19 protein-coding genes are annotated in these 18,598 nt (G+C 61.5%); 10 read left to right on the top strand and 9 right to left on the bottom strand.

Annotation, left to right across the window (positions count from 1 at the left end):
• Window positions 1–42 precede the first annotated feature (42 nt).
• The 6 genes from WK25_RS04330 to WK25_RS04310 all read right to left on the bottom strand — a co-directional run bounded on the left by WK25_RS04330 (window position 43) and on the right by WK25_RS04310 (window position 5,972).
• Entirely contained in the window at window positions 43–612 is a 570-nt protein-coding gene (locus tag WK25_RS04330) for a recombinase family protein (RefSeq protein ID WP_069241057.1), read from the bottom strand.
• A gap of 224 nt (window positions 613–836) precedes the next feature.
• On the bottom strand, window positions 837–1,523 hold the full coding sequence (locus WK25_RS31955) for a hypothetical protein (protein ID WP_217265981.1): 687 nt from the start codon (window positions 1,521–1,523) through the stop codon (window positions 837–839).
• A gap of 30 nt (window positions 1,524–1,553) precedes the next feature.
• Window positions 1,554–2,927, bottom strand: a complete 1,374-nt coding sequence (locus WK25_RS04325) for a DEAD/DEAH box helicase (RefSeq protein ID WP_217265980.1) — start codon at window positions 2,925–2,927, stop codon at window positions 1,554–1,556.
• A gap of 6 nt (window positions 2,928–2,933) precedes the next feature.
• Complete coding sequence (locus WK25_RS04320; RefSeq protein WP_069241056.1) at window positions 2,934–3,851, bottom strand: DUF1837 domain-containing protein; 918 nt, start codon at window positions 3,849–3,851, stop codon at window positions 2,934–2,936.
• Between the two features lie 21 nt (window positions 3,852–3,872).
• The gene (locus WK25_RS04315; protein ID WP_197932512.1) at window positions 3,873–4,280 is read right to left on the bottom strand and encodes a DCL family protein; all 408 of its coding nucleotides are present in this window, start codon (window positions 4,278–4,280) and stop codon (window positions 3,873–3,875) included.
• Between the two features lie 837 nt (window positions 4,281–5,117).
• Window positions 5,118–5,972 (bottom strand): hypothetical protein, encoded by an 855-nt coding sequence (locus WK25_RS04310; RefSeq protein WP_069241055.1) that lies wholly within the window; start codon window positions 5,970–5,972, stop codon window positions 5,118–5,120.
• A 347-nt stretch (window positions 5,973–6,319) separates the two neighbouring features.
• Between WK25_RS04310 and trmB the strand changes: the two genes are divergently transcribed.
• The gene (trmB, locus tag WK25_RS04305; RefSeq protein ID WP_040143593.1) at window positions 6,320–7,087 is read left to right on the top strand and encodes a tRNA (guanosine(46)-N7)-methyltransferase TrmB; all 768 of its coding nucleotides are present in this window, start codon (window positions 6,320–6,322) and stop codon (window positions 7,085–7,087) included.
• A gap of 93 nt (window positions 7,088–7,180) precedes the next feature.
• Here the strand turns inward: trmB and WK25_RS04300 are convergent, their stop codons facing one another.
• The 3 genes from WK25_RS04300 to WK25_RS04290 all read right to left on the bottom strand — a co-directional run bounded on the left by WK25_RS04300 (window position 7,181) and on the right by WK25_RS04290 (window position 9,134).
• Window positions 7,181–8,011, bottom strand: a complete 831-nt coding sequence (locus tag WK25_RS04300; protein ID WP_040143592.1) for an undecaprenyl-diphosphate phosphatase — start codon at window positions 8,009–8,011, stop codon at window positions 7,181–7,183.
• A gap of 78 nt (window positions 8,012–8,089) precedes the next feature.
• The gene (locus WK25_RS04295; protein WP_069241054.1) at window positions 8,090–8,671 is read right to left on the bottom strand and encodes a DUF1439 domain-containing protein; all 582 of its coding nucleotides are present in this window, start codon (window positions 8,669–8,671) and stop codon (window positions 8,090–8,092) included.
• Window positions 8,672–8,810: 139 nt separating this feature from the next.
• Window positions 8,811–9,134: a YkgJ family cysteine cluster protein gene (locus WK25_RS04290; protein ID WP_040144898.1), complete on the bottom strand. Its 324-nt coding sequence runs from the start codon at window positions 9,132–9,134 to the stop codon at window positions 8,811–8,813.
• A gap of 173 nt (window positions 9,135–9,307) precedes the next feature.
• Here WK25_RS04290 and hemN point away from each other — a divergent pair, with 173 nt between their 5' ends.
• The 9 genes from hemN to urtE all read left to right on the top strand — a co-directional run bounded on the left by hemN (window position 9,308) and on the right by urtE (window position 18,438).
• Window positions 9,308–10,699, top strand: coding sequence for an oxygen-independent coproporphyrinogen III oxidase (gene hemN, locus WK25_RS04285; RefSeq protein ID WP_069241053.1), 1,392 nt, complete (start codon window positions 9,308–9,310; stop codon window positions 10,697–10,699).
• 72 nt (window positions 10,700–10,771) lie between these two features.
• Window positions 10,772–11,029, top strand: a complete 258-nt coding sequence (locus tag WK25_RS04280) for a hypothetical protein (RefSeq protein ID WP_040143589.1) — start codon at window positions 10,772–10,774, stop codon at window positions 11,027–11,029.
• 104 nt (window positions 11,030–11,133) lie between these two features.
• Complete coding sequence (locus tag WK25_RS04275) at window positions 11,134–11,790, top strand: protein-L-isoaspartate O-methyltransferase family protein (RefSeq protein WP_059543935.1); 657 nt, start codon at window positions 11,134–11,136, stop codon at window positions 11,788–11,790.
• Between the two features lie 11 nt (window positions 11,791–11,801).
• The gene (locus WK25_RS04270) at window positions 11,802–12,125 is read left to right on the top strand and encodes a rhodanese-like domain-containing protein (protein ID WP_006758748.1); all 324 of its coding nucleotides are present in this window, start codon (window positions 11,802–11,804) and stop codon (window positions 12,123–12,125) included.
• A gap of 457 nt (window positions 12,126–12,582) precedes the next feature.
• Complete coding sequence (gene urtA / locus WK25_RS04265; protein WP_059544033.1) at window positions 12,583–13,890, top strand: urea ABC transporter substrate-binding protein; 1,308 nt, start codon at window positions 12,583–12,585, stop codon at window positions 13,888–13,890.
• Between the two features lie 185 nt (window positions 13,891–14,075).
• Window positions 14,076–15,695, top strand: a complete 1,620-nt coding sequence (gene urtB / locus WK25_RS04260; RefSeq protein ID WP_069241052.1) for an urea ABC transporter permease subunit UrtB — start codon at window positions 14,076–14,078, stop codon at window positions 15,693–15,695.
• A gap of 1 nt (window position 15,696) precedes the next feature.
• A complete protein-coding gene (gene urtC / locus WK25_RS04255) occupies window positions 15,697–16,887 on the top strand; it encodes an urea ABC transporter permease subunit UrtC (protein WP_059543939.1) in 1,191 nt (396 codons plus the stop codon).
• A complete protein-coding gene (gene urtD / locus WK25_RS04250; protein WP_069241051.1) occupies window positions 16,884–17,741 on the top strand; it encodes an urea ABC transporter ATP-binding protein UrtD in 858 nt (285 codons plus the stop codon). Before urtC ends, urtD begins: the two co-directional genes overlap by 4 nt.
• A 4-nt stretch (window positions 17,742–17,745) precedes the next feature.
• Window positions 17,746–18,438 (top strand): urea ABC transporter ATP-binding subunit UrtE, encoded by a 693-nt coding sequence (gene urtE, locus WK25_RS04245; protein WP_059543941.1) that lies wholly within the window; start codon window positions 17,746–17,748, stop codon window positions 18,436–18,438.
• Window positions 18,439–18,598 lie beyond the last annotated feature (160 nt).

Raw genomic sequence — 18,598 nt, 5'->3', positions numbered from 1 at the left:
ACAAGACCCCAGTTTCACGCGGGAACTGGGGCGGGCGCCTGCTCAAGCGCCATCACGAATAGCATGGATTGTCGCCCGCGAAACCGCGTAGGCCCGCGCCAGGGCGCTCACCGACTCGCCCCGCCCTAGCCCTTCGAGAATTTCGCGGCGCTGTTCTGGGGTGGTTTTGGACGGTCTGCCGAGCTTCTTCCCCTCGGCACGAGCGCGAGCGAGTCCGGCTTGCGTCCGCTCGATCAGGAGATCGCGCTCCATCTCTGCAACAGACGCCAGCATCGTGAGCAGCAGTTTCCCCGCCGGGGACGTTAGATCAGTCTGCCCCAACTGCATCACGATCACCTTGATTGACCGCTTTTCAAGTGCCCGAATGGTTTGCAGCACGTCCACAGCGTCTCGGCCCAGCCGGTCGAGCTTTGCGACGACGAGAGTTTCGCCGTCACGAATCTTTTCCAGCAGCCGCCCGAACTCCGGGCGCTCGCTCGCGCAGGTCTTTCCGCTGATTCCGTGGTCCGCAAACCAGTAGTCGATGACGAAGCCTCCGCGTTCCAATTCGAGCCGCTGGTTCTCGGTTGTTTGCTGCCCCGTTGACACTCGTCCGTATCCGAAGGTCTTCATCTTGTCCGCCCCTGTTAGAAAACGGTGCCAGCGTAGGATGGCCTATCGGAAAAGCCAAGGGCTATATTTTCAACACGTCGGCACCCGCTATCGGTGAAGTGTCAGAAACCGGTCGTTTGTTGACACGAAAAGGGTTGTCCTATTTAGCAATCGCCCAGCTACACAAAACATCGAAAAGATGCGACAACTGGCACACATTTAAGTGGCCACTTCGTCAAGAAAACTCACTGCCGAACAATGCCATCGAAGAAATGATCAAGGACATATCTATCGAAGCCATCTAAGTCCGCAACCTTTTCCTGAATTTTATGCTTCATTTTGTTGAGCATATCGAGCGCAGAATGAAGCGATAGATTCTCGTCTTCAAAATCGACAATCCCAGCGGCATGTATTTTCTTCGCAAGCATCCTAGGCAACCCATATTCTTCCAGTTCCAACACACACGACGGAAGGAATGCCTTTGAAAGACGAGCAATGAACGGCGAGATATCAATATGCTGGTCCGGCATTACCTCCTTCTGAATGACATTGATGTCACTCAGCAATGCCGTCAACTTGAACGTAGCATTTCGTTCGAGCTTGAAAAATTCCTCGATAGTCACATCCTGCTCGTCCAACTTGTCTAGCAGTTCAGGTATAGAGTTTTGCCAGTTGGCCGACAACATCTTCACAAATTCTATAAACTTCGAGTAGGGAAACTCCCATTCTCCGGGCGCCAGCCTGAGAACCTTGTTCAGTATCCAACCCCAATATTCGCTCGATGGAGAATTCAAAATGGCGAGCCCTCGCCACGTCTTTCGATTATTGTTGATCTCAAGTGCTATACCGGCAAGCAACTCAGCATCACTCGATATCAAAGCACCCTCATTTCGGAGTCGATCAAATACCTCTTGACCAAGAACACCTGCCATCTGCTCCTTATAAAGTAATATTTTAGCAACTTACTCCTTGGATAATTGCTGCTTAAATTCCTGCTCATCGACATCCGCAAGCAACTCATCCGGAAAAGTCAAATCCAGTTGCGTATCCGCCGGGAGAGGAGGCTCTTCGAGTATGTAGATATTCCCAATAAAATGCCTGAACATTCGGCCTCCGCGACCGATAATGTTCCGATAAGTGAAATCATTGAGCTTCAGAGTTCCATTCTTATTACTCCAAACGATGACATTTTCCGCAGACGTGTTCACTCCTTCAATAATCGAGGAAGTCGACACGATAGTCTGCAATCCTTCCACCTCCTCGAATAGCCTCACCTGTATCTGACTCAACGACCTGTGAAGTCGACCGGTATGAATACCAGCCCCGCGCTTGACTAGCGCAGTCAGTATCCAATTCGGATCGTAGTTCTTCGAAAGCCAGTCGGAGAATGCCGCCAACAAATCACTGTCAAGCTCCTCCGTCTTTTCGAGCAGCAAATTCGACACGCGCTCAATGTTTGAATAAGTGCCAGCATAAATAAGCGACTTCGATCTTTTCTTCCCTAGTATCTCAATCAGGGAATCGCTCTTTTTCTGCGCATCCTTTTTAATTTCCCTATAAAGCTCATGCTTTTCCAGAAACACCGTATTGAAATCCAGACGCAGAAACAACATATCCTTTGTAAAAGGGTTGTCGCTCAGTTTCGCAATATTTGGCGCAAGGTAGTATTTTTGATCAGCAATCGAACCAAGCTTCATCATTGCCTTCAATAAAGCAGGGCAACGCTCCTTATCGAAGTCTCGACTTGCTTTGTAAAATTCATCCACGACAAGCAAATCCAGCCTGTCCAGTTTACTAAAATAATGAATCGCCCTTTCCTGGGGGAAGATAAGTATGTTCCGCTCCCCTAGCTCAACGTCTGCCGTTGTAACAATTTTGTATTCGGCCGAGAATTTTCTGCTCAACCGCCGCCTAGTCTCATCCGTTAGAGCAATAGTCGGAACGAGAATAAGCACATTCTTTGGCTTGCGGATTGCGATGTAGGCATCGATTATCAAACTTTTGCCAAAACTGGTGGGCGCACTGACGGCTATATTCGTGCCATCAAGGAGATGCTTGAGAACCATTGACTGTTCGCTATGAAGCGTAACAGGAGACTCCTGCCCCACATCCACTTTGAAAGACTCGTAAACAAACCGATCCTGCCAACTGGAAGTATCTGGATCGAGGTATGGGAAAAGCCCTGACTCTCTGATCAGATGATTGACAAGTGGAGAATAATGCGCAGATTCTCTCTCATGTTGATCGAGCAGACGAATTAAGCGATTTCTCGCCTCTGTTTCGTTCCCGGCTTGCAGCAATTCATTGATTACCGCGCACTCATCAAAGGTTTCCATTGATTATTATGCCTTGTGAAATGCGACTTCCTTGGAGAACTGCTCAATCAACTTCCCCCTATCAGGAACAGGGAAAAGGATGATATGGAATTTGACATCCGAATATTTTGCCACCTTCCCAGACAACGTATCAATCTGCCTTTTAAAGTAGGCCGTCGCCCGCTCATGATGATACTTTCGAATCTCTTCCCTATAAACATCATTCATCTCTATTGCTGACGCGGTGATCGCACACTCATGCAAAAGAAGAATGGGAACATGAATCTTAGCCTTGATATGATCAATTGAATTCTTCGCAGACAAAGCGTCCTTGATTCTCGCCGCCACCTTCGGATTAGTTATTAGACGATCAATATCCGAGGTATTGGTAATAATACTATTTTCTTTCTTTAGCTTATCCGTCTTCAGTGAATTTCCAACCGACTCGATGACCGCAGGAAGCCTAGCATCTTCAATACTGTTGTAAAACTTCGCTTCTCCAAACCAAAGAGAGAAGTCATCATCCCCTTCTAACACGATATGGACGCTGTCAGCACCTTTCGCGTTGTCCTGCACATTCTGTTTGTAGAAAATCTTCGGAACGACAGGCAATGCTCCATAATGGTGATGCATGATTCCATATAAGACAATTTCGGCAAGCTCACTGCCTTGCCCTATGTCTCCCGCTTTATCCGTCAGCCGAAGGTTTTTCGCCGATTCACGCAGCGTTGACCGGCTCTGTCCCGTGAGTTTTTCCCGTTCCCACGCCGATAGCGCCGTAAGCGCAATATTATCCCAAATGAAATTTTCGAACTTCTCGTATCGCCAAAGTTGGTCTTCGAAGTCGTTCGCCAGACTCAAAACGCGCTTATTTTCAATCGGAGTAAGCAACGTCTCCGAGAAAAGCTTCAGGTAGGCGTCATCTACAAGTATTTCGAAATCCATCGAGACATTCTCTTCGTGAGTTCAATCGAGTCTTTGCGTAACGCACTTGATGTAGGAGAAGTCTTCTTTGCTCCCATCCGTCCGAACAGCGCAAAAGCATTGGGTTCCGTATTCCGCCGGTATGACTTCGAAGTAGTCAATCCCGGAACCGAGCTTCGTTACATACTCTGGATGACGTTTGAACAAAGCCCCTAGGTGGATCGTGTCTTCGGACGAGACTCGTTCACCAGGAACATACCGATTGAGCATCTCGCGGAAAAAATCCCTCGCTAGACTTTGGTTGTCAAAACTCATCGACTCAAGAATCACTTTTTTGCCTCGCCCCATTCCATCCCCCGTTTCGGTGGCTCCGCCCAGCAATAGGGACATATTACTGCAAGTCAACGGGCGTGCCCCTTCATGAATCTTCGATACAAGATAGACGGTCACACATCGCCAAGGAGAAAACTTCCGCGCGCTCCGCGAGGTTGCTCAACGACCAAGTGCAATTGACTTGCCAAACACTTCATCGCGGTAGCTTCGGCCCCAATGCCTCCCTCCTCCATTGCAGCCTCTGCCCCCACCTGAACAAAGAAAACGCACAGAAAAATTCACTCCATACTCGAAATTTTGAGACAGTCGCTTCTGCAAATTAGCTCAAACAGAAGATTTACTTCACAAAAAGTCACCACTCGTGCTAAATTGCTCGTCGCAAACTCAAGAGACCGGGTTTGCGCTTCCTTGCTTTTCGGCGATAGAACGGTCGGGCAAGGTCGTAAAGCTGCGGGAGGATTCGCAGCGGGGCATAGATGGGGTTCGTTACGTATTGCCCGCCGGTAGAGTGGCCTCGCAAGAGGAAGGTGCAGCCGGGTCGATGACGGGAGGTATGGTTGGCTCAGCTTTGGATCAACCTCTCGCGACATAATGCACCATGACCAAAGCAAGGGAACCCATAGGGAAGAATATGGGAGCGTCGATGCCTCGCACTAGGTTTCTCGTTTTCGAGAAGCCTAGGGAGAGTATTGGCTCTCCCACGGGAAGGGTCTAACAACGAATACAAAACAATGGGAATAACTTGGGAAAAGTTACTCCCCGATTGATCCCGTTCCCCTACTCGAATCGCCGACACACAAGCTCGTGTCAATCCCATCCACCTGCGGAACACCGAGCAACCCACGAGCAGCCGTCATCGGCGGTAGGACCTCCTAGGAAATCCGCGACCGCCCCAAGGTATCGCGTCCTTCAATCGAGCCCACGGATCGCAAATCCTTATAGCAAGGCGGCGCGCTACTTGAACCACCGGATAATCTGCTCCTTGAGACCTTCCGAAAGCTGCTGCGCGATGAACTCGTTCAAACGCGACGGATCGGGCTCAAACCGCTCGGCTTCATATCGGACGTCCCAGTGATCGAAACTATCGGGGCGAGTCGCGACAATCACACCGATCCCATGCCGCTTGGCTTCTTCGCACGTTGCCTCGACCGCTGCAATGATGTCACGCTCCCGCTCCTCCGGGACGTGCAGCACAACATACGCACGCGTGGACGCCCGCCTATGCGCCAACGCCTCATAGACTGAGGCAACGTCAACCGTGGAAAACGGCTTGACTTCGAACGTCACGACCTCCAGGAAGCGCCCCGGCACGAACGGGAATGTCTTGTAACCAACGGCTGTCAGGTCGGGCCGGGTCCATTTGCCACCGGTCTGTCTGGACCCTTGCCGCGCCGTGATTTCGACCGAATAGGCGTCGAAGCCCTGTTCCTTCGCCCACTGCCCTCGCAGCACGGTTGCAATCGGTTCGTAAAGCTGATCCTCTCGGGCGAATTCAGCCCCGGCCTGGGCTCCTTGTCCCGCGTCAGGGGGTTGGACATCCCCCGCGACAACGGCAGCGCCTGCAGGCTCTTCCGCAACGGGTTCTACCACCGCAGGAACGCGTCGAACGCTCCCGCCCATACCCCGACCGGTTTCCAGAACACCGGTGTCTACCAGACGGTTTCTGACGCTCCAATACAGGTCGTCATCACCCCAGTTCAAAAGCTCGCGCAACCGCATGTTGCCGATGGAGTCGCGCTCGGGAACATGCGCGAGAAGTTCATTCTGTCGCTGGTCAATCTCCGCTGCTGAGAGTCCTTCGAGTGACATGCTTCCCCTTCACTTTCGTTGTGTTTGTATGATTGGTCGCCGACACCTGCACGCGGATTATAGGGCCGACGTAGTGGGAAATTCGTGACGACTGCGGCGCTCTGGTAAACTGCTACAGAAGTATCCGACATGGGGTTGGGTTGCCCGCTCCATGTTCCTTTTAAATCAAAGTGCTGCGGATGCGCGTGGAGGAGCCTTCGATTCCCATCGCCCGCTCCACTTTCTGCTGCACTGCAGCCTGCGCGTGAGCCGCCTCGTCGAAGGCGGCTTTTTTGTACCATGTGCCGACACCCGGCGCACTGCTACGCGCAACGGGCCCTCGCCTGCAACCGAGCTTTTCTGTACCGATGATGCACGACGATCCGAACGAAGCCGGCCTGCCGCCGGACGACGCCGCCCTTCCCGACGAAGCCGCCGACGGCGCCGATGAAGTCAATCCGCTGCACCGCCGCCGCATCCGCAGCTTCGTCACACGTGCCGGCCGCGTGTCGACCGGCCAGCGCCGCGCACTGGACGAGCTCGGCCCGCGCTTCGTCGTCCCGTACGCGCCGGACATCCCCGACTGGGACGCCGTGTTCGGCCGCAGCGCGCCGCGCATCCTGGAGATCGGCTTCGGGATGGGCGCGTCGACCGCGGAAATCGCCGCGCACCGACCTGGCGACGACTTCCTCGGCGTCGAGGTGCACGAGCCGGGCGTCGGCGCATTGCTGAAGCTGATCGGCGAACAGGATCTGACGAACATCCGCATCATCCAGCACGACGCAGTCGAAGTGCTCGAGCACATGCTGGCACCGGAAAGCCTGGACGGCGTGCACATCTTCTTCCCGGATCCGTGGCACAAGGCGCGCCACCACAAACGCCGGCTGATCCAGCCGCCGCTCGTCGCGCACCTCGCGTCGCGCCTGAAGCCGGGCGCGTACCTGCATTGCGCGACCGACTGGCAGAACTATGCGGAACAGATGCTGGAAGTGCTCGGCGCCGAACCGACGCTCGAGAACACGGCCGCAGACTACGCGCCGCGCCCCGACTACCGCCCCGTCACGAAGTTCGAACGGCGCGGGCTGCGGCTCGGGCACGGCGTGTGGGATCTGGTGTTCCGCAAGCGCGCCGGCTGACCGCACCCCTCCGCCACGCAACGCAAAACGGCCCAACCGGCATCTGCCGATTGGGCCGTTCGTCATTGGGCACGCTGTCGCGCTGGCCCGGCGTCACGCCCAGTTCAGCCATCCGCTGTAGCCGACGAGCAGCACGAACAGCCCGAACGCGATCCGATACCACGCGAACACCGTGAAGTCATGCGTCGCGACGAAGCGCAGCAGCCACCGCACGCACACGAATGCGCTGAAAAACGCGGCGACGAGCCCCAGCGCGAACAACCCAAGCGAATCGACAGTGAACGCATGCCAGTCCTTGACGGTTTCGTAGAGCGTCGCGCCGAATATGATCGGAATCGCAAGAAAGAACGAGAACTCCGTCGCGACGCGCCGGTCGAGGCCGAACAGCATCCCGCCGATGATCGTCGAGCCCGAGCGCGACATGCCGGGCACGAGCGCAAAACATTGCGCGATGCCGACCTTCAGCGCATCGAGCGGCGTCAGCGCATCGATCGACTGCACGCGCGGCGGCACGCTGCGCTCGCGCTGCCGCGCCTCCGCCCACAGGATGATCGCGCCGCCCACGACGAGCGCGAACGCGACGGGCACCGGTGAGAACAGCACCGCCTTGATCTTCTTCTCGAACAGCAGGCCGAGCGCGATCGCGGGAATCGTCGCGATCACGACGTTCAACGCGAAGCGCCGTGCGTCGGGCCGGCTCGGCAACCCGGTAACGACCGACACGATCCGCTGCCGGTATTCCCAGCACACCGCGAGAATCGCGCCGAACTGGATCACGACGTCGAAGGTCTTCGCATGCGCGTCGTTGAAATCCAGAAAGCTGCCGGCGACGATCAGGTGACCGGTGCTCGACACCGGGAGGAATTCCGTCAGCCCCTCGACGACGCCGAGGATCAATGCCTTGCAGATCAGGATCCAGTCCATCCGTGGCCCAACTCCGAAGTGGTCGAAAGAAAGGGCCACGCTACCGCCGCGGCCCGCCCGGCCGCGCGCGGTGCACCGTCACTTTTCGACGATCGCGACGCGTATGCCGTTTGTAAGAATCGTAATTGTACCGGGTTCGTAGTTGACTCCGGCAAATTGCAGTTGCTCGGGCTTGAACGTGTAGATCGGATAGTTGGTCAGCACCTGCGTCGCGAGCAGCCCCGCAGCCGCGCCGACTTGCTGCGCATACATTTGCGCGTCGCCGTCGAGCGCGAGACTGTCGACGGCCGGCGCCTTCAGCACGACCGAACGGCTTGGCGCGTCGTAGGCGAGCTGGCCGGACACGGTGAACTTGCCGCTCACCGGTGCGCGCAGAAACGGGCTCGCAAAGTGCGCATCGAGTTGCACGGCGACACGGTTCTGGTCGGGCAGCAGGCTCACGGCCGGATTCGCGAGCGACACGTCGACGACCTGCGCGACCGTGCGCTGATACGGAAACTTGCGCGCGACGGCTTTCTGCACGTCGCCGCGCGAGAACGTGTAGTGATCGGGGATGAACGGGAACGTCGACGCGCAGGCGGCGAGCGATATCGACACGCCGATGGCGCCGGCGCAGGCGGCGACGAAGCGGCGCCGGCCGGGCGTGCAAGATGCGGTCATGCTGGACAATCTCCTTCGTATATCGGGCGAAGCGGCGGTCTGGCAAGCGGCGCCGGCCCATGAGGCGCGCGGGGGACCGAAGCGAGCGCCGCCGCGCATGCCGCCGGTTCCCGGCGCGCGCCGACGTATATCACCGCGGTCAGCGAATCGGTGATCGGCCGGGCGCCGAAGACGGCTGCGTCGCGACCTCGAGGCGTGCGAGCCACGCAAGCGCATCGTCGCGCGACGCGCCGCACATCTCGACCGAAGGCTGAAGCCCCGAACAGCACGCGGGCCGCTCCGGCCGGCCGAAGATCCGGCAGCGCAAGTCGTCGCCGAGCTGCACGCAGCGCACGCCGGCCGGCTTGCCGCCGGGCATCCCGGGAATCGGCGACGAAATCGACGGCGCGATGCAGCAGGCACCGCACCCCTCGCGGCACGCATGCGGCGGCGGCACATCGGCAGGCGCGGGACGGACAGGCATTTCGACGGACACTCGACACTCTCGACAAACGACAAAAACACGATGCGGCAACCGGACGCAGCAGTGCGGCGGCCCACTGCGCATTGTGCCACCACCGGCTGCGACGTTATTACACAACGCAGCCGAAATGCCCGTTCCTATACTCGAACGCATCTAAAAAGCGCGAGACCATCATGAATTCCGGTTCTGCCGACACGTTGTTCCGTCCCGATTTGCTCGCGAAGTACGGTGCGAACGGGCCGCGCTATACGTCGTACCCCACCGCCCTGCAGTTCCGCGACGATTTCGACCCGGCCGACTATGTGCGCGCCGCGCGCGATCCGGGCGCGTCGTCGAGCGACCTGTCGCTGTACTTCCATATCCCGTTCTGCAACACCGCCTGCTTTTACTGCGGCTGCAACAAGATCGCGACCAACAACCGACGCCGCGCGCGCCCGTATCTCGAGCAACTGAAGCGCGAGCTGGCGCTGCAGGCCGCGCTGTTCGACCCTGCGCGCACGGTCACGCAGCTGCACTGGGGTGGCGGTACGCCGACTTTCCTGTCCGACGCCGAAACGGCCGAATTGATGGCTGCAACCCGCGAACACTTCACGCTCGCACCGGACGCCGACGCCGAGTTCTCGATCGAAATCGACCCGCGCACGGTCACGCCCGCGACACTCGTGCACCTGCGCAACATCGGCTTCAACCGGCTGAGCCTCGGCGTGCAGGATTTCGATCCGGTCGTGCAGCAAGCGATCAACCGGGTCCAGCCGATCGCGATGACGGCCGACCTGCTGTCCGCCGCGCGTACGACCGGTTTCCATTCGATCAGCGTCGACCTGATCTACGGGCTTCCGCACCAGACGGTGGCCGTGTTCGCGCGAACGCTCGAAACGATCATCGAACTCGCGCCCGACCGGCTGTCGGTGTTCGGCTACGCACACATGCCGCACCTGTTCAAGATGCAGCGCCAGATCGACGATGCGGCGCTGCCGCCGCCGGACACGCGCGTCGCGCTGCTCGGCCTCGCGATCGACATGCTGACGGCGGCCGGCTACGTGTACATCGGGATGGACCATTTCGCGCGGCCGTCCGACGAACTGGTGCGCGCGCAGCGAAACGGCACGCTGCAGCGCAATTTCCAGGGCTACAGCACGCGCGCGGATACCGACCTGATCGGCCTCGGCGCGTCGTCGATCGGCAAGGTCGGCGACGTCTATGCGCAGAATGCGAAGGATCTGCCCGCGTATGGCGCGGCGCTCGACGCCGGCCGGCTGCCGATCGCGCGCGGCGTGCGGCTCACGGCCGACGACCGGCTGCGCCGCGACGTGATCACGCAGCTGATGTGCAATCTCGACCTGCCCTTTTCGCACATCGAGGCCGCGCACGGGATCCGCTTCGCCGATCACTTCGCACGCGAGCTCTTCGCGCTGCGCGGCTTCGAGCAAGACGGCCTGCTGACCATCGCCGGCGACCGCCTGACGATCCATCCGGCCGGCCGGATGGTCGTGCGCAACATCGCGATGGCGTTCGACGCATACCTCGGCGGCATGCCGCGCCAGCGCTACTCACGCACCGTGTGACACGGCATCGCCGCGGGCGCGCGGGCGGTTTGATAGAGTAACGGGTTCAACGCCCCTGCAAGTATCCGCACGATGCGCACCACCAAAGCAACCAACGCGGTCGAACGCCTGAAAGCCCGCTCCGGCAACCCGCAGTTCGCGGCGGTCGCGATGGCCGGCGGCCTGTTCTACCTGGTCGACCGCTCGAGCGGCACCGCCGAAAAGCGCAGCGAACCGCTTCCGCTCGACGAATTCGTCCGGTTCGTCGACGAATTCGGCCCCAAAAAGCCGCGCAAGGTCAGCAAGCTCGACGCCGCGTTCGAGGCGCAGATCAAGAAGAGCAAGGGGTAAAGGTCTGTTGCAGGCCGTCCGAAGGCTTTCCCTCCGTCCCGTTTGGTACAATCACGAAGTTTCTCTATCCCCGCTGATAGCCGACCTGGCTGCGTGACCACACCATGAATATCGAAAACGCGCGTTTCAACATGATCGAACAACAGATCCGGCCGTGGGACGTGCTGGATCTCGACGTCCTTGGTCTGCTGTCGATCGTCAAGCGTGAAAAATACGTGTCGCCCGAACATCGCGATCTCGCGTTCGCGGACCTCGAACTGCCGCTGCCCGGCGGCCGCAGCAAGATGCTGTTCCCGCGCGTCGAAGCGCGCGTGCTGCAGGAACTGGCGGTCAAGAAGCACGAGAACGTGCTCGTGGTCGGCGCCGGCTCCGGCTACCTCGCCGCGCTGTTCGCGCACCGCGCGCAGCACGTGACCGCCGTCGAGATCGATCCGGACATCGCGAAGTTCGCGGCAGACAACCTGCGCAACGACGGCGTAACGAACGCGGAAGTCGTGCTTGGCGACGGCTCGCTCGGCTGGCCCGACAAGGCGCCGTACGACGTCATCTGCGTCGCGGGCGGCCTGCCGCTCGTGCCGCAGCAGATGCTCGAACAGCTGAAGATCGGCGGCCGCCTGTCGGCGTTCGTCGGCGGCCGTCCGGTGATGAAGGCGCAGATCATCACGCGCATCGACGACAAGCAGTACCGTGTCGCGGACGTGTTCGAAACCTACGTCGATCACCTCGTCAACGCGATCGAACCGTCGCGCTTCAAGTTCTGAGCGGCGGCGCCATGCAGATCCTGACACCCGCGATGCTCGCTGAATGGCTGCGCGATCCGGCGCGCCCCGCGCCGGTCGTGCTGGACGTGCGCGAACCGTGGGAAATCTCGACCGCGCAGATCGCCGGCAGCGTGTCGATTCCGATGCAGCAAATTCCCGCGCGCAGCGAGGAACTCGACGACGAAGCGGAAATCGTCTGCGTATGCCATCACGGGATGCGCAGCGCGCAGGTCGCGATGTTCCTCGAATCGCGCGGCTTCACGAAACTGTACAACCTGCAGGGCGGCATCGACGCGTGGTCGCGCGACGTCGATCCGTCGGTGCCGCGTTACTGAGTTTCCGATCTTTGCGCCGGCGCGTCGCCGCCGGCTGCACTGATCCGCCGAACGGGCGCGCATTGCGCGCCCGTTTCCATTTCGGCGTCCGGTGCACCGCTCGTCGCGGCACATGACGACTGCGTCGCGCATGCTCGTCGTCGACGGCACGTCCGCCATTACACAGCGCTTCAACCGGCGACGCAGCGCGCCAAGCCGCCCGTTCAATGCGCGCCCTCCGCGCCGTCAGGGCGGTGCTGCGTGCGCGGCACATCATGCACCATTTACGCCCGCGCACACGCACCGCAACGGATCGCGCATGCTGCACGACGCATCATGCGCACCGCGCCGGTACTCGACTCGTTCCCGCACAGGCACGCCCGGCGTGCATCCGCGCGACTGGCACATGCCTTGCGTTATCCCCATGCCGACGCCGCCACCACGGCGCACGCACAACCAACACGTCAAGGGGAACCCGATGAAACGTCGCAGTCTGCTGAAGTTCGGTTCGATGGCTGGTGCGCTCGCGCTGGCGGGCAAGAGTCCGTTCGTGCACGCGGCCGATGCGGGCACGGGCCCGATCAAGGTCGGCATCCTGCATTCGCTGTCGGGCACGATGGCGATCTCCGAAACGTCGCTGAAGGACACGGCGTTGATGACGATCGCCGACATCAACAAGAGCGGCGGCGTGATGGGCCGCAAGCTCGAGCCGGTGGTCGTCGACCCGGCCTCGAACTGGCCGCTGTTCGCCGAGAAGGCGCGCCAGCTGCTCACGCAGGACAAGGTCGCGTGCGTGTTCGGCTGCTGGACGTCGGTGTCGCGCAAGTCCGTGCTGCCGGTGTTCGAGGAGCTGAACGGCCTGCTCTACTATCCGGTGCAATACGAGGGCGAGGAAATGTCGCGCAACGTGTTCTACACGGGCGCCGCGCCGAATCAGCAGGCGATTCCGGCCGTCGAGTACCTGATGAGCGCCGAAGGCGGCAGCGCGAAGCGGTTCTTCCTGCTCGGCACCGACTACGTGTATCCGCGCACGACCAACAAGATCCTGCGCGCGTTCCTGAAATCGAAGGGCGTGAAGGACGCCGACATTCAGGAGGTCTACACGCCGTTCGGCCACAGCGATTACCAGACGATCGTCGCGAACATCAAGAACTTCGCGCAAGGCGGCAAGACGACCGTGATCTCGACGATCAACGGCGATTCGAACGTGCCGTTCTACAAGGAGCTCGGCAACCAGGGGATCAAGGCGACCGACGTGCCGGTAGTCGCATTCTCGGTCGGCGAGGAAGAGCTGCGCGGGATCGACACGAAGCCGCTCGTCGGCCACCTCGCCGCATGGAACTACTTCATGTCGGTGAAGAACCCGACCAACACCAAGTTCAAGGACCAGTTCGCCGCGTGGGTCAACGCGAACAATCTGCCGGGCGGCGCAAAGCGCGTGACCAATGATCCGATGGAAGCCACCTATGTCGGCATCCACATGTGGAAGCAGGCGGTCGAGAAGGCGAAGAGCACCGACGTCGACAAGGTGCGCGTCGCGATGATCGGCCAGACGGTTGCCGCACCGTCGGGCTTCACGCTCACGATGGACGGCAACCACCACCTGCACAAGCCCGTGATGATTGGCGAAATCCGTGGCGACGGGCAGTTCAACGTCGTATGGAAGACGAAGACGGCCGTGCGCGCGCAGCCGTGGAGCCCGTTCATCGCGGGCAACCAGGGCAAGCCGGACGTGGTCAGCTCGATCCCGGCGTTCCTGCGCCGGCAACGCGCGGCGCTGGCCTGATGCAATGCGCGGGCGCTGCGCGTACAGGCAGCGCCCGGGCCGCGCGCGGCTTCGTGGCGCGCGCGGCCGCAACGCGTCGAAACCGGCGCGCCGGTGCGGCAGCATGAAGCGCCGTCGCCATTGCCGAAGGTGCAGCCGTCATGCCACCGCGTGAGACCACGTCTCCACGCCCGACAGGAACTCCGATGCCGATACGCTTTCACAAGACCGTCGTCGCGATCGTCGCGTGCGCTGCGTTGCTCTGCGCGCTGCCACGCGCCGCATGCGCGCTGACGGCCGCGGATACCGCCGCGGTCGCCGGCGACGACTTCGACGCGAAGACGGCCGCGATCGAACACCTGGCCGCTGATACCGATCCGCGCGCCGTCGCGCTGCTCAATGCGCTGTCGAGCGGCGACGCGCTTGCGACCGGCGACGGCCGCCTGCTGATTCAGACCGGCGATACCGCGCGGGACGCGCTCACCCAGGCTGCGACGCCGGCCGGCGACGCGCAGCCCGTGATGCTGAACAACCTGCTGCGCACGAAAATCGCCGCCGCGCTGTCGGGGCTCGCTCTCGCGTCGCCCGATCTCTCCGCGCGCCGCGACGCGATCGATGCGCTGCTGAAGTCGCCCGATCCGGCGCTCAAGCCGATGATCGACCGTGCACGCGCGAAGGAAACGGATCCCGCGTTGAAACGCCGCCTCGACGCACTATGGGCGATTGCCGCGCTGCACGACGCCGATCCGGCGAAGCGTCTCGAAGCCGTGCAGGTGGTGGCCGCGCGCCAGGATCTCGACATGATCGAACAGCTGCGTCCGCTCGTCGCGAAGAACGCGGACGGCAGCTATGCGGAACCCGACGCGCGCGTGCGCGACGCCGCGCAGCAGGGGCTCGACACGCTGCACGCTCTGCAGCGCCGCGGCGAGATCGCGGGCACCGTGTTCGCGGGCCTGTCGCTCGGCAGCGTGCTGCTGCTTGCGGCGCTCGGCCTTGCGATCACGTACGGGCTGATCGGCGTGATCAACATGGCGCACGGTGAATTCCTGATGATCGGTGCGTACGCAACCTATGTCGTGCAGACGCTGATCCAGCGCTATGCACCGGCTGCGTTCGACTGGTATCCGCTCGTCGCGGTGCCCGTATCGTTCGCGGCCGCCGCACTCGTCGGCATCGTGCTCGAACGGCTCGTGCTGCGGCACCTGTACGGCCGCCCGCTCGAAACGCTGCTCGCGACGTTCGGCGTGAGCCTGATCCTGATCCAGGCGACGCGCATGCTGTTCGGTGCGCAGAACGTGCAGGTCGTGAACCCGTCGTGGATGAGCGGCGGCGTCACCGTGATGCAGAACCTGATACTGCCGTACAACCGGCTTGCGATCCTCGCATTCGCGCTCGCCGTGGTGTTCGTCGCATGGGCGGTGCTGACGAAGACGCGGCTCGGGCTGTTCGTGCGCGCGGTCACGCAGAATCGCCGGATGGCCGCGTGCGTCGGCGTGAAGACCGCGCGCGTCGACGCATATGCATTCGCGTTCGGCGCGGGCATCGCGGGCCTCGGCGGCTGCGCGCTGTCGCAGATCGGCAACGTGGGCCCCGATCTCGGGCAGAACTACATCATCGATTCGTTCATGGCGGTCGTGCTCGGCGGCGTCGGCCAGATCGCCGGCACCGTGCTCGGCGGCTTCGGACTCGGCCTCGTCAGCAAGGCAATCGAGCCGTTTTGGGGCGCCGTGCTCGCGAAGATCGCGGTGCTCGTGATGATCGTGCTGTTCATCCAGAAGCGTCCGCAGGGGATGTTCGCCCCGAGGGGACGCAGCGCGGAGGCATGACGTGACTTCCTTCACCGATTCGTTGTCGAACCCGGTCGCGGATGCGCCGAAACCCACGTCGGCCGGCGCGCGCGCAGATGAACGCTTCGCGCTCGGGTTACCGCCCCGCCCCGCGCTGCTGCCGCGCCGCGCATGGCTCGCGCTCGTCGCGCTATGCATCGCGATCGGTATCGGCGTGCCGCTCGCCGCGCTGGTCGCGCCCGAGTCGAGCGCATTCCATCTGTCCGCGTATGCGATGACGCTTGCCGGCAAGCTGATGTGCTACGCGATCGCCGCGCTCGCGCTCGATCTCGTGTGGGGTTATTGCGGCATCCTGAGCCTCGGCCACGGCCTGTTCTTCGCGCTCGGCGGCTATGCGATCGGCATGTACCTGATGCGCGAGATCGGCCGCGACGGCAAGTACGGCAGCGACCTGCCCGACTTCATGGTGTTTCTCGACTGGCATCAGTTGCCGTGGTACTGGAGCGGCACACAGCATCTCGCATGGGCGCTCGCGCTGGTCGTCCTCGCACCAGCCTTGCTCGCCTGGGTGTTCGGCTTCTTCACGTTCCGCTCGCGCGTGAAGGGCGTGTACCTGTCGATCATCACGCAGGCGCTGACGTTCGCCGCGATGCTGCTGTTCTTTCGCAACGAGACGGGCTTCGGCGGCAACAACGGTTTCACCGACTTCAAGCGCATCGCCGGCTTTTCGATCACGTCGCCCGGCACGCGCACCGTGCTGTTGTTGCTGACCTTCGCGACGCTCGTGCTTGCATTCATCGTTGCGCGTGCGGTCGTCACCAGCAAGCTCGGGCGCGTGGTGACCGCGGTACGCGACGGCGAGACGCGGCTGATGTTCCTCGGCTACAGCCCGCTCGCGTACAAGCTGTTCGTGTGGACGCTGTCGGCCGTGCTGTGCGGAATCGCCGGCGCGCTGTACGTGCCGCAGGTCGGCATCATCAATCCCGGCGAGATGTCGCCCGGCAATTCGATCGAAATGGCGATCTGGGTCGCGGTCGGCGGACGCGGCACGCTGATCGGCCCGATCGTCGGCGCATTCGCGGTGAACGGCGCGAAGAGTTTCTTCACCGCGTACTTCGCCGAGTACTGGCTGTTCTTTCTCGGCCTGATCTTCGTGCTTGTGCCGCTGCTGCTGCCGCGCGGGATCATGGGCCTTGTCGACACGCTGCTCGCGAAGGGGAAACGCGGATGAACGGCACGGCCCTCTACCAGTTCACGCCACCGCCCGAGGACGAGCTGCTGGCCGTCAGCGGCAGCGCATCGATGGGCCGCGTCGTGCCTGACGGCATCGATACGTCGCACGGCACGATCCTTTACCTCGAAGACATCGAAGTCAGCTTCGACGGTTTTCGCGCGCTGAACAGGCTGTCGCTCGCGATCGACGCAGGCGAGCTGCGCTGCGTGATCGGTCCGAACGGCGCAGGCAAGACGACGATGATGGACGTGATCACCGGCAAGACGCGTCCCGATGCGGGCAAGGTGTTTCTCGGACAGACGATCGACCTCGCGCGGATGAACGAACCGGAGATCGCACGCGCGGGCATCGGTCGCAAGTTCCAGAAGCCGACCGTGTTCGAACAGCATCCGGTCTGGGAAAACCTGGAGCTCGCGATGCAGACCGACAAGGGCTGGCTTGCGTCGCTGCGCGCGCGGCTCGACCGCACCGCGCAGACGAAGATCGAGGAAACGCTCGCGCTGATCGGCCTCGAAAGCGACGCGTACCGCGCAGCCGGCGAACTGTCGCATGGCCAGAAGCAGCGGCTCGAGATCGGCATGTTGCTGATGCAGCGTCCGGCGCTGCTACTGCTCGACGAACCGGCGGCCGGGATGACCGATCACGAGACGATGGAGCTCGCGAAGCTGCTGAACACGCTGCGCGGCACGTGCTCGATGATGGTCGTCGAGCACGACATGGAGTTCGTCGCGGCGCTCGCGGGCGATAGCGGCCGCGTGACGGTGATGGCCGAAGGCGCGGTGCTCGCGCAAGGCACGCTCGACCAGGTCAAGCGCGACGACGCGGTGATCGAGTCTTACCTCGGACGATGACGCAATGCTGAAGATCGATGCACTGAACCAGTACTACGGCGGCAGCCATATCCTGCGCAACGTGACGCTCGCCGCCGACGACGGCAAGCTCACCGTGCTGCTCGGCCGCAACGGCGTCGGCAAGAGCACGCTGCTGCGGTGCCTGATGGGCGTCGTCGCGGCGAAGAGCGGCAGCGTGTCGTGGCGCGGCACGTCGCTCGGCGCGCTCCCGCCGTATGCGCGCGTCGCGGCCGGGCTCGCATACGTGCCGCAGGGCCGCGACATCTTTCCGCGGCTCACCGTCGAGGAAAACCTGCTCGTCGGCGCGGCGAGCCGCAAGGCGCCGACGAAGGTGCCGGACCGCATCTACGACCTGTTTCCGGTGCTGAAGGACATGCGCGCGCGACGCGGCGGCGACCTGTCGGGCGGCCAGCAGCAGCAGCTCGCGATCGGCCGCGCGCTGATGAGCGAACCGCAGTTGCTGATCCTCGACGAGCCGACTGAAGGCATCCAGCCGTCGATCATCCAGGACATCGGCCGCACGCTGCGCCAGCTCGTCGACGAATCGAAGATGACGGTGCTGCTCGTCGAACAGTATTACGATTTCGCGCGCTCGATCGCGGACTGCTATTGGGTGATGAGCCGCGGCGAGATCGTTGCGGGCGGCGCCGCGAGCGACATGGAGACGAACGGCGTGCGGGAGCTGATCGCGGTGTAGCCGGCAACGCGGCACGGGATGTGCGATTCCGACGACCGGTGAGTCGCGTTTGGCGTCTGGCGGCGAGCGCAGGTCCGCCCGTCGTTCGGTCGGCCGTGCATTCGCCAAGCGCGCCGCCGGCTCGGCAACACATCTGCTCACGCGTATATTGTTGCGTTAG

This window comes from Burkholderia latens (assembly GCF_001718795.1).
GTDB lineage: Bacteria > Pseudomonadota > Gammaproteobacteria > Burkholderiales > Burkholderiaceae > Burkholderia > Burkholderia latens_A.
This window is presented reverse-complemented; position numbering and strand designations above follow the sequence as displayed.

Bases quoted from the DNA above. Each gene is read 5' to 3' on its own strand.
- WK25_RS04290 (WP_040144898.1), bottom strand. From the start codon at position 9,134: ATGCCTGTCCGTCCCGCGCCTGCCGATGTGCCGCCGCCGCATGCGTGC.
- trmB (WP_040143593.1), top strand. From the start codon at position 6,320: ATGATGCACGACGATCCGAACGAAGCCGGCCTGCCGCCGGACGACGCC.
- WK25_RS04320 (WP_069241056.1), bottom strand. From the start codon at position 3,851: ATGGATTTCGAAATACTTGTAGATGACGCCTACCTGAAGCTTTTCTCG.
- hemN (WP_069241053.1), top strand. From the start codon at position 9,308: ATGAATTCCGGTTCTGCCGACACGTTGTTCCGTCCCGATTTGCTCGCG.
- WK25_RS04310 (WP_069241055.1), bottom strand. From the start codon at position 5,972: ATGTCACTCGAAGGACTCTCAGCAGCGGAGATTGACCAGCGACAGAAT.
- WK25_RS04275 (WP_059543935.1), top strand. From the start codon at position 11,134: ATGAATATCGAAAACGCGCGTTTCAACATGATCGAACAACAGATCCGG.
- WK25_RS31955 (WP_217265981.1), bottom strand. From the start codon at position 1,523: ATGGCAGGTGTTCTTGGTCAAGAGGTATTTGATCGACTCCGAAATGAG.
- urtE (WP_059543941.1), top strand. From the start codon at position 17,746: ATGCTGAAGATCGATGCACTGAACCAGTACTACGGCGGCAGCCATATC.
- WK25_RS04295 (WP_069241054.1), bottom strand. From the start codon at position 8,671: ATGACCGCATCTTGCACGCCCGGCCGGCGCCGCTTCGTCGCCGCCTGC.
- WK25_RS04280 (WP_040143589.1), top strand. From the start codon at position 10,772: ATGCGCACCACCAAAGCAACCAACGCGGTCGAACGCCTGAAAGCCCGC.
- WK25_RS04300 (WP_040143592.1), bottom strand. From the start codon at position 8,011: ATGGACTGGATCCTGATCTGCAAGGCATTGATCCTCGGCGTCGTCGAG.
- urtB (WP_069241052.1), top strand. From the start codon at position 14,076: ATGCCGATACGCTTTCACAAGACCGTCGTCGCGATCGTCGCGTGCGCT.
- urtD (WP_069241051.1), top strand. From the start codon at position 16,884: ATGAACGGCACGGCCCTCTACCAGTTCACGCCACCGCCCGAGGACGAG.
- WK25_RS04325 (WP_217265980.1), bottom strand. From the start codon at position 2,927: ATGGAAACCTTTGATGAGTGCGCGGTAATCAATGAATTGCTGCAAGCC.
- WK25_RS04270 (WP_006758748.1), top strand. From the start codon at position 11,802: ATGCAGATCCTGACACCCGCGATGCTCGCTGAATGGCTGCGCGATCCG.
- urtA (WP_059544033.1), top strand. From the start codon at position 12,583: ATGAAACGTCGCAGTCTGCTGAAGTTCGGTTCGATGGCTGGTGCGCTC.
- WK25_RS04330 (WP_069241057.1), bottom strand. From the start codon at position 612: ATGAAGACCTTCGGATACGGACGAGTGTCAACGGGGCAGCAAACAACC.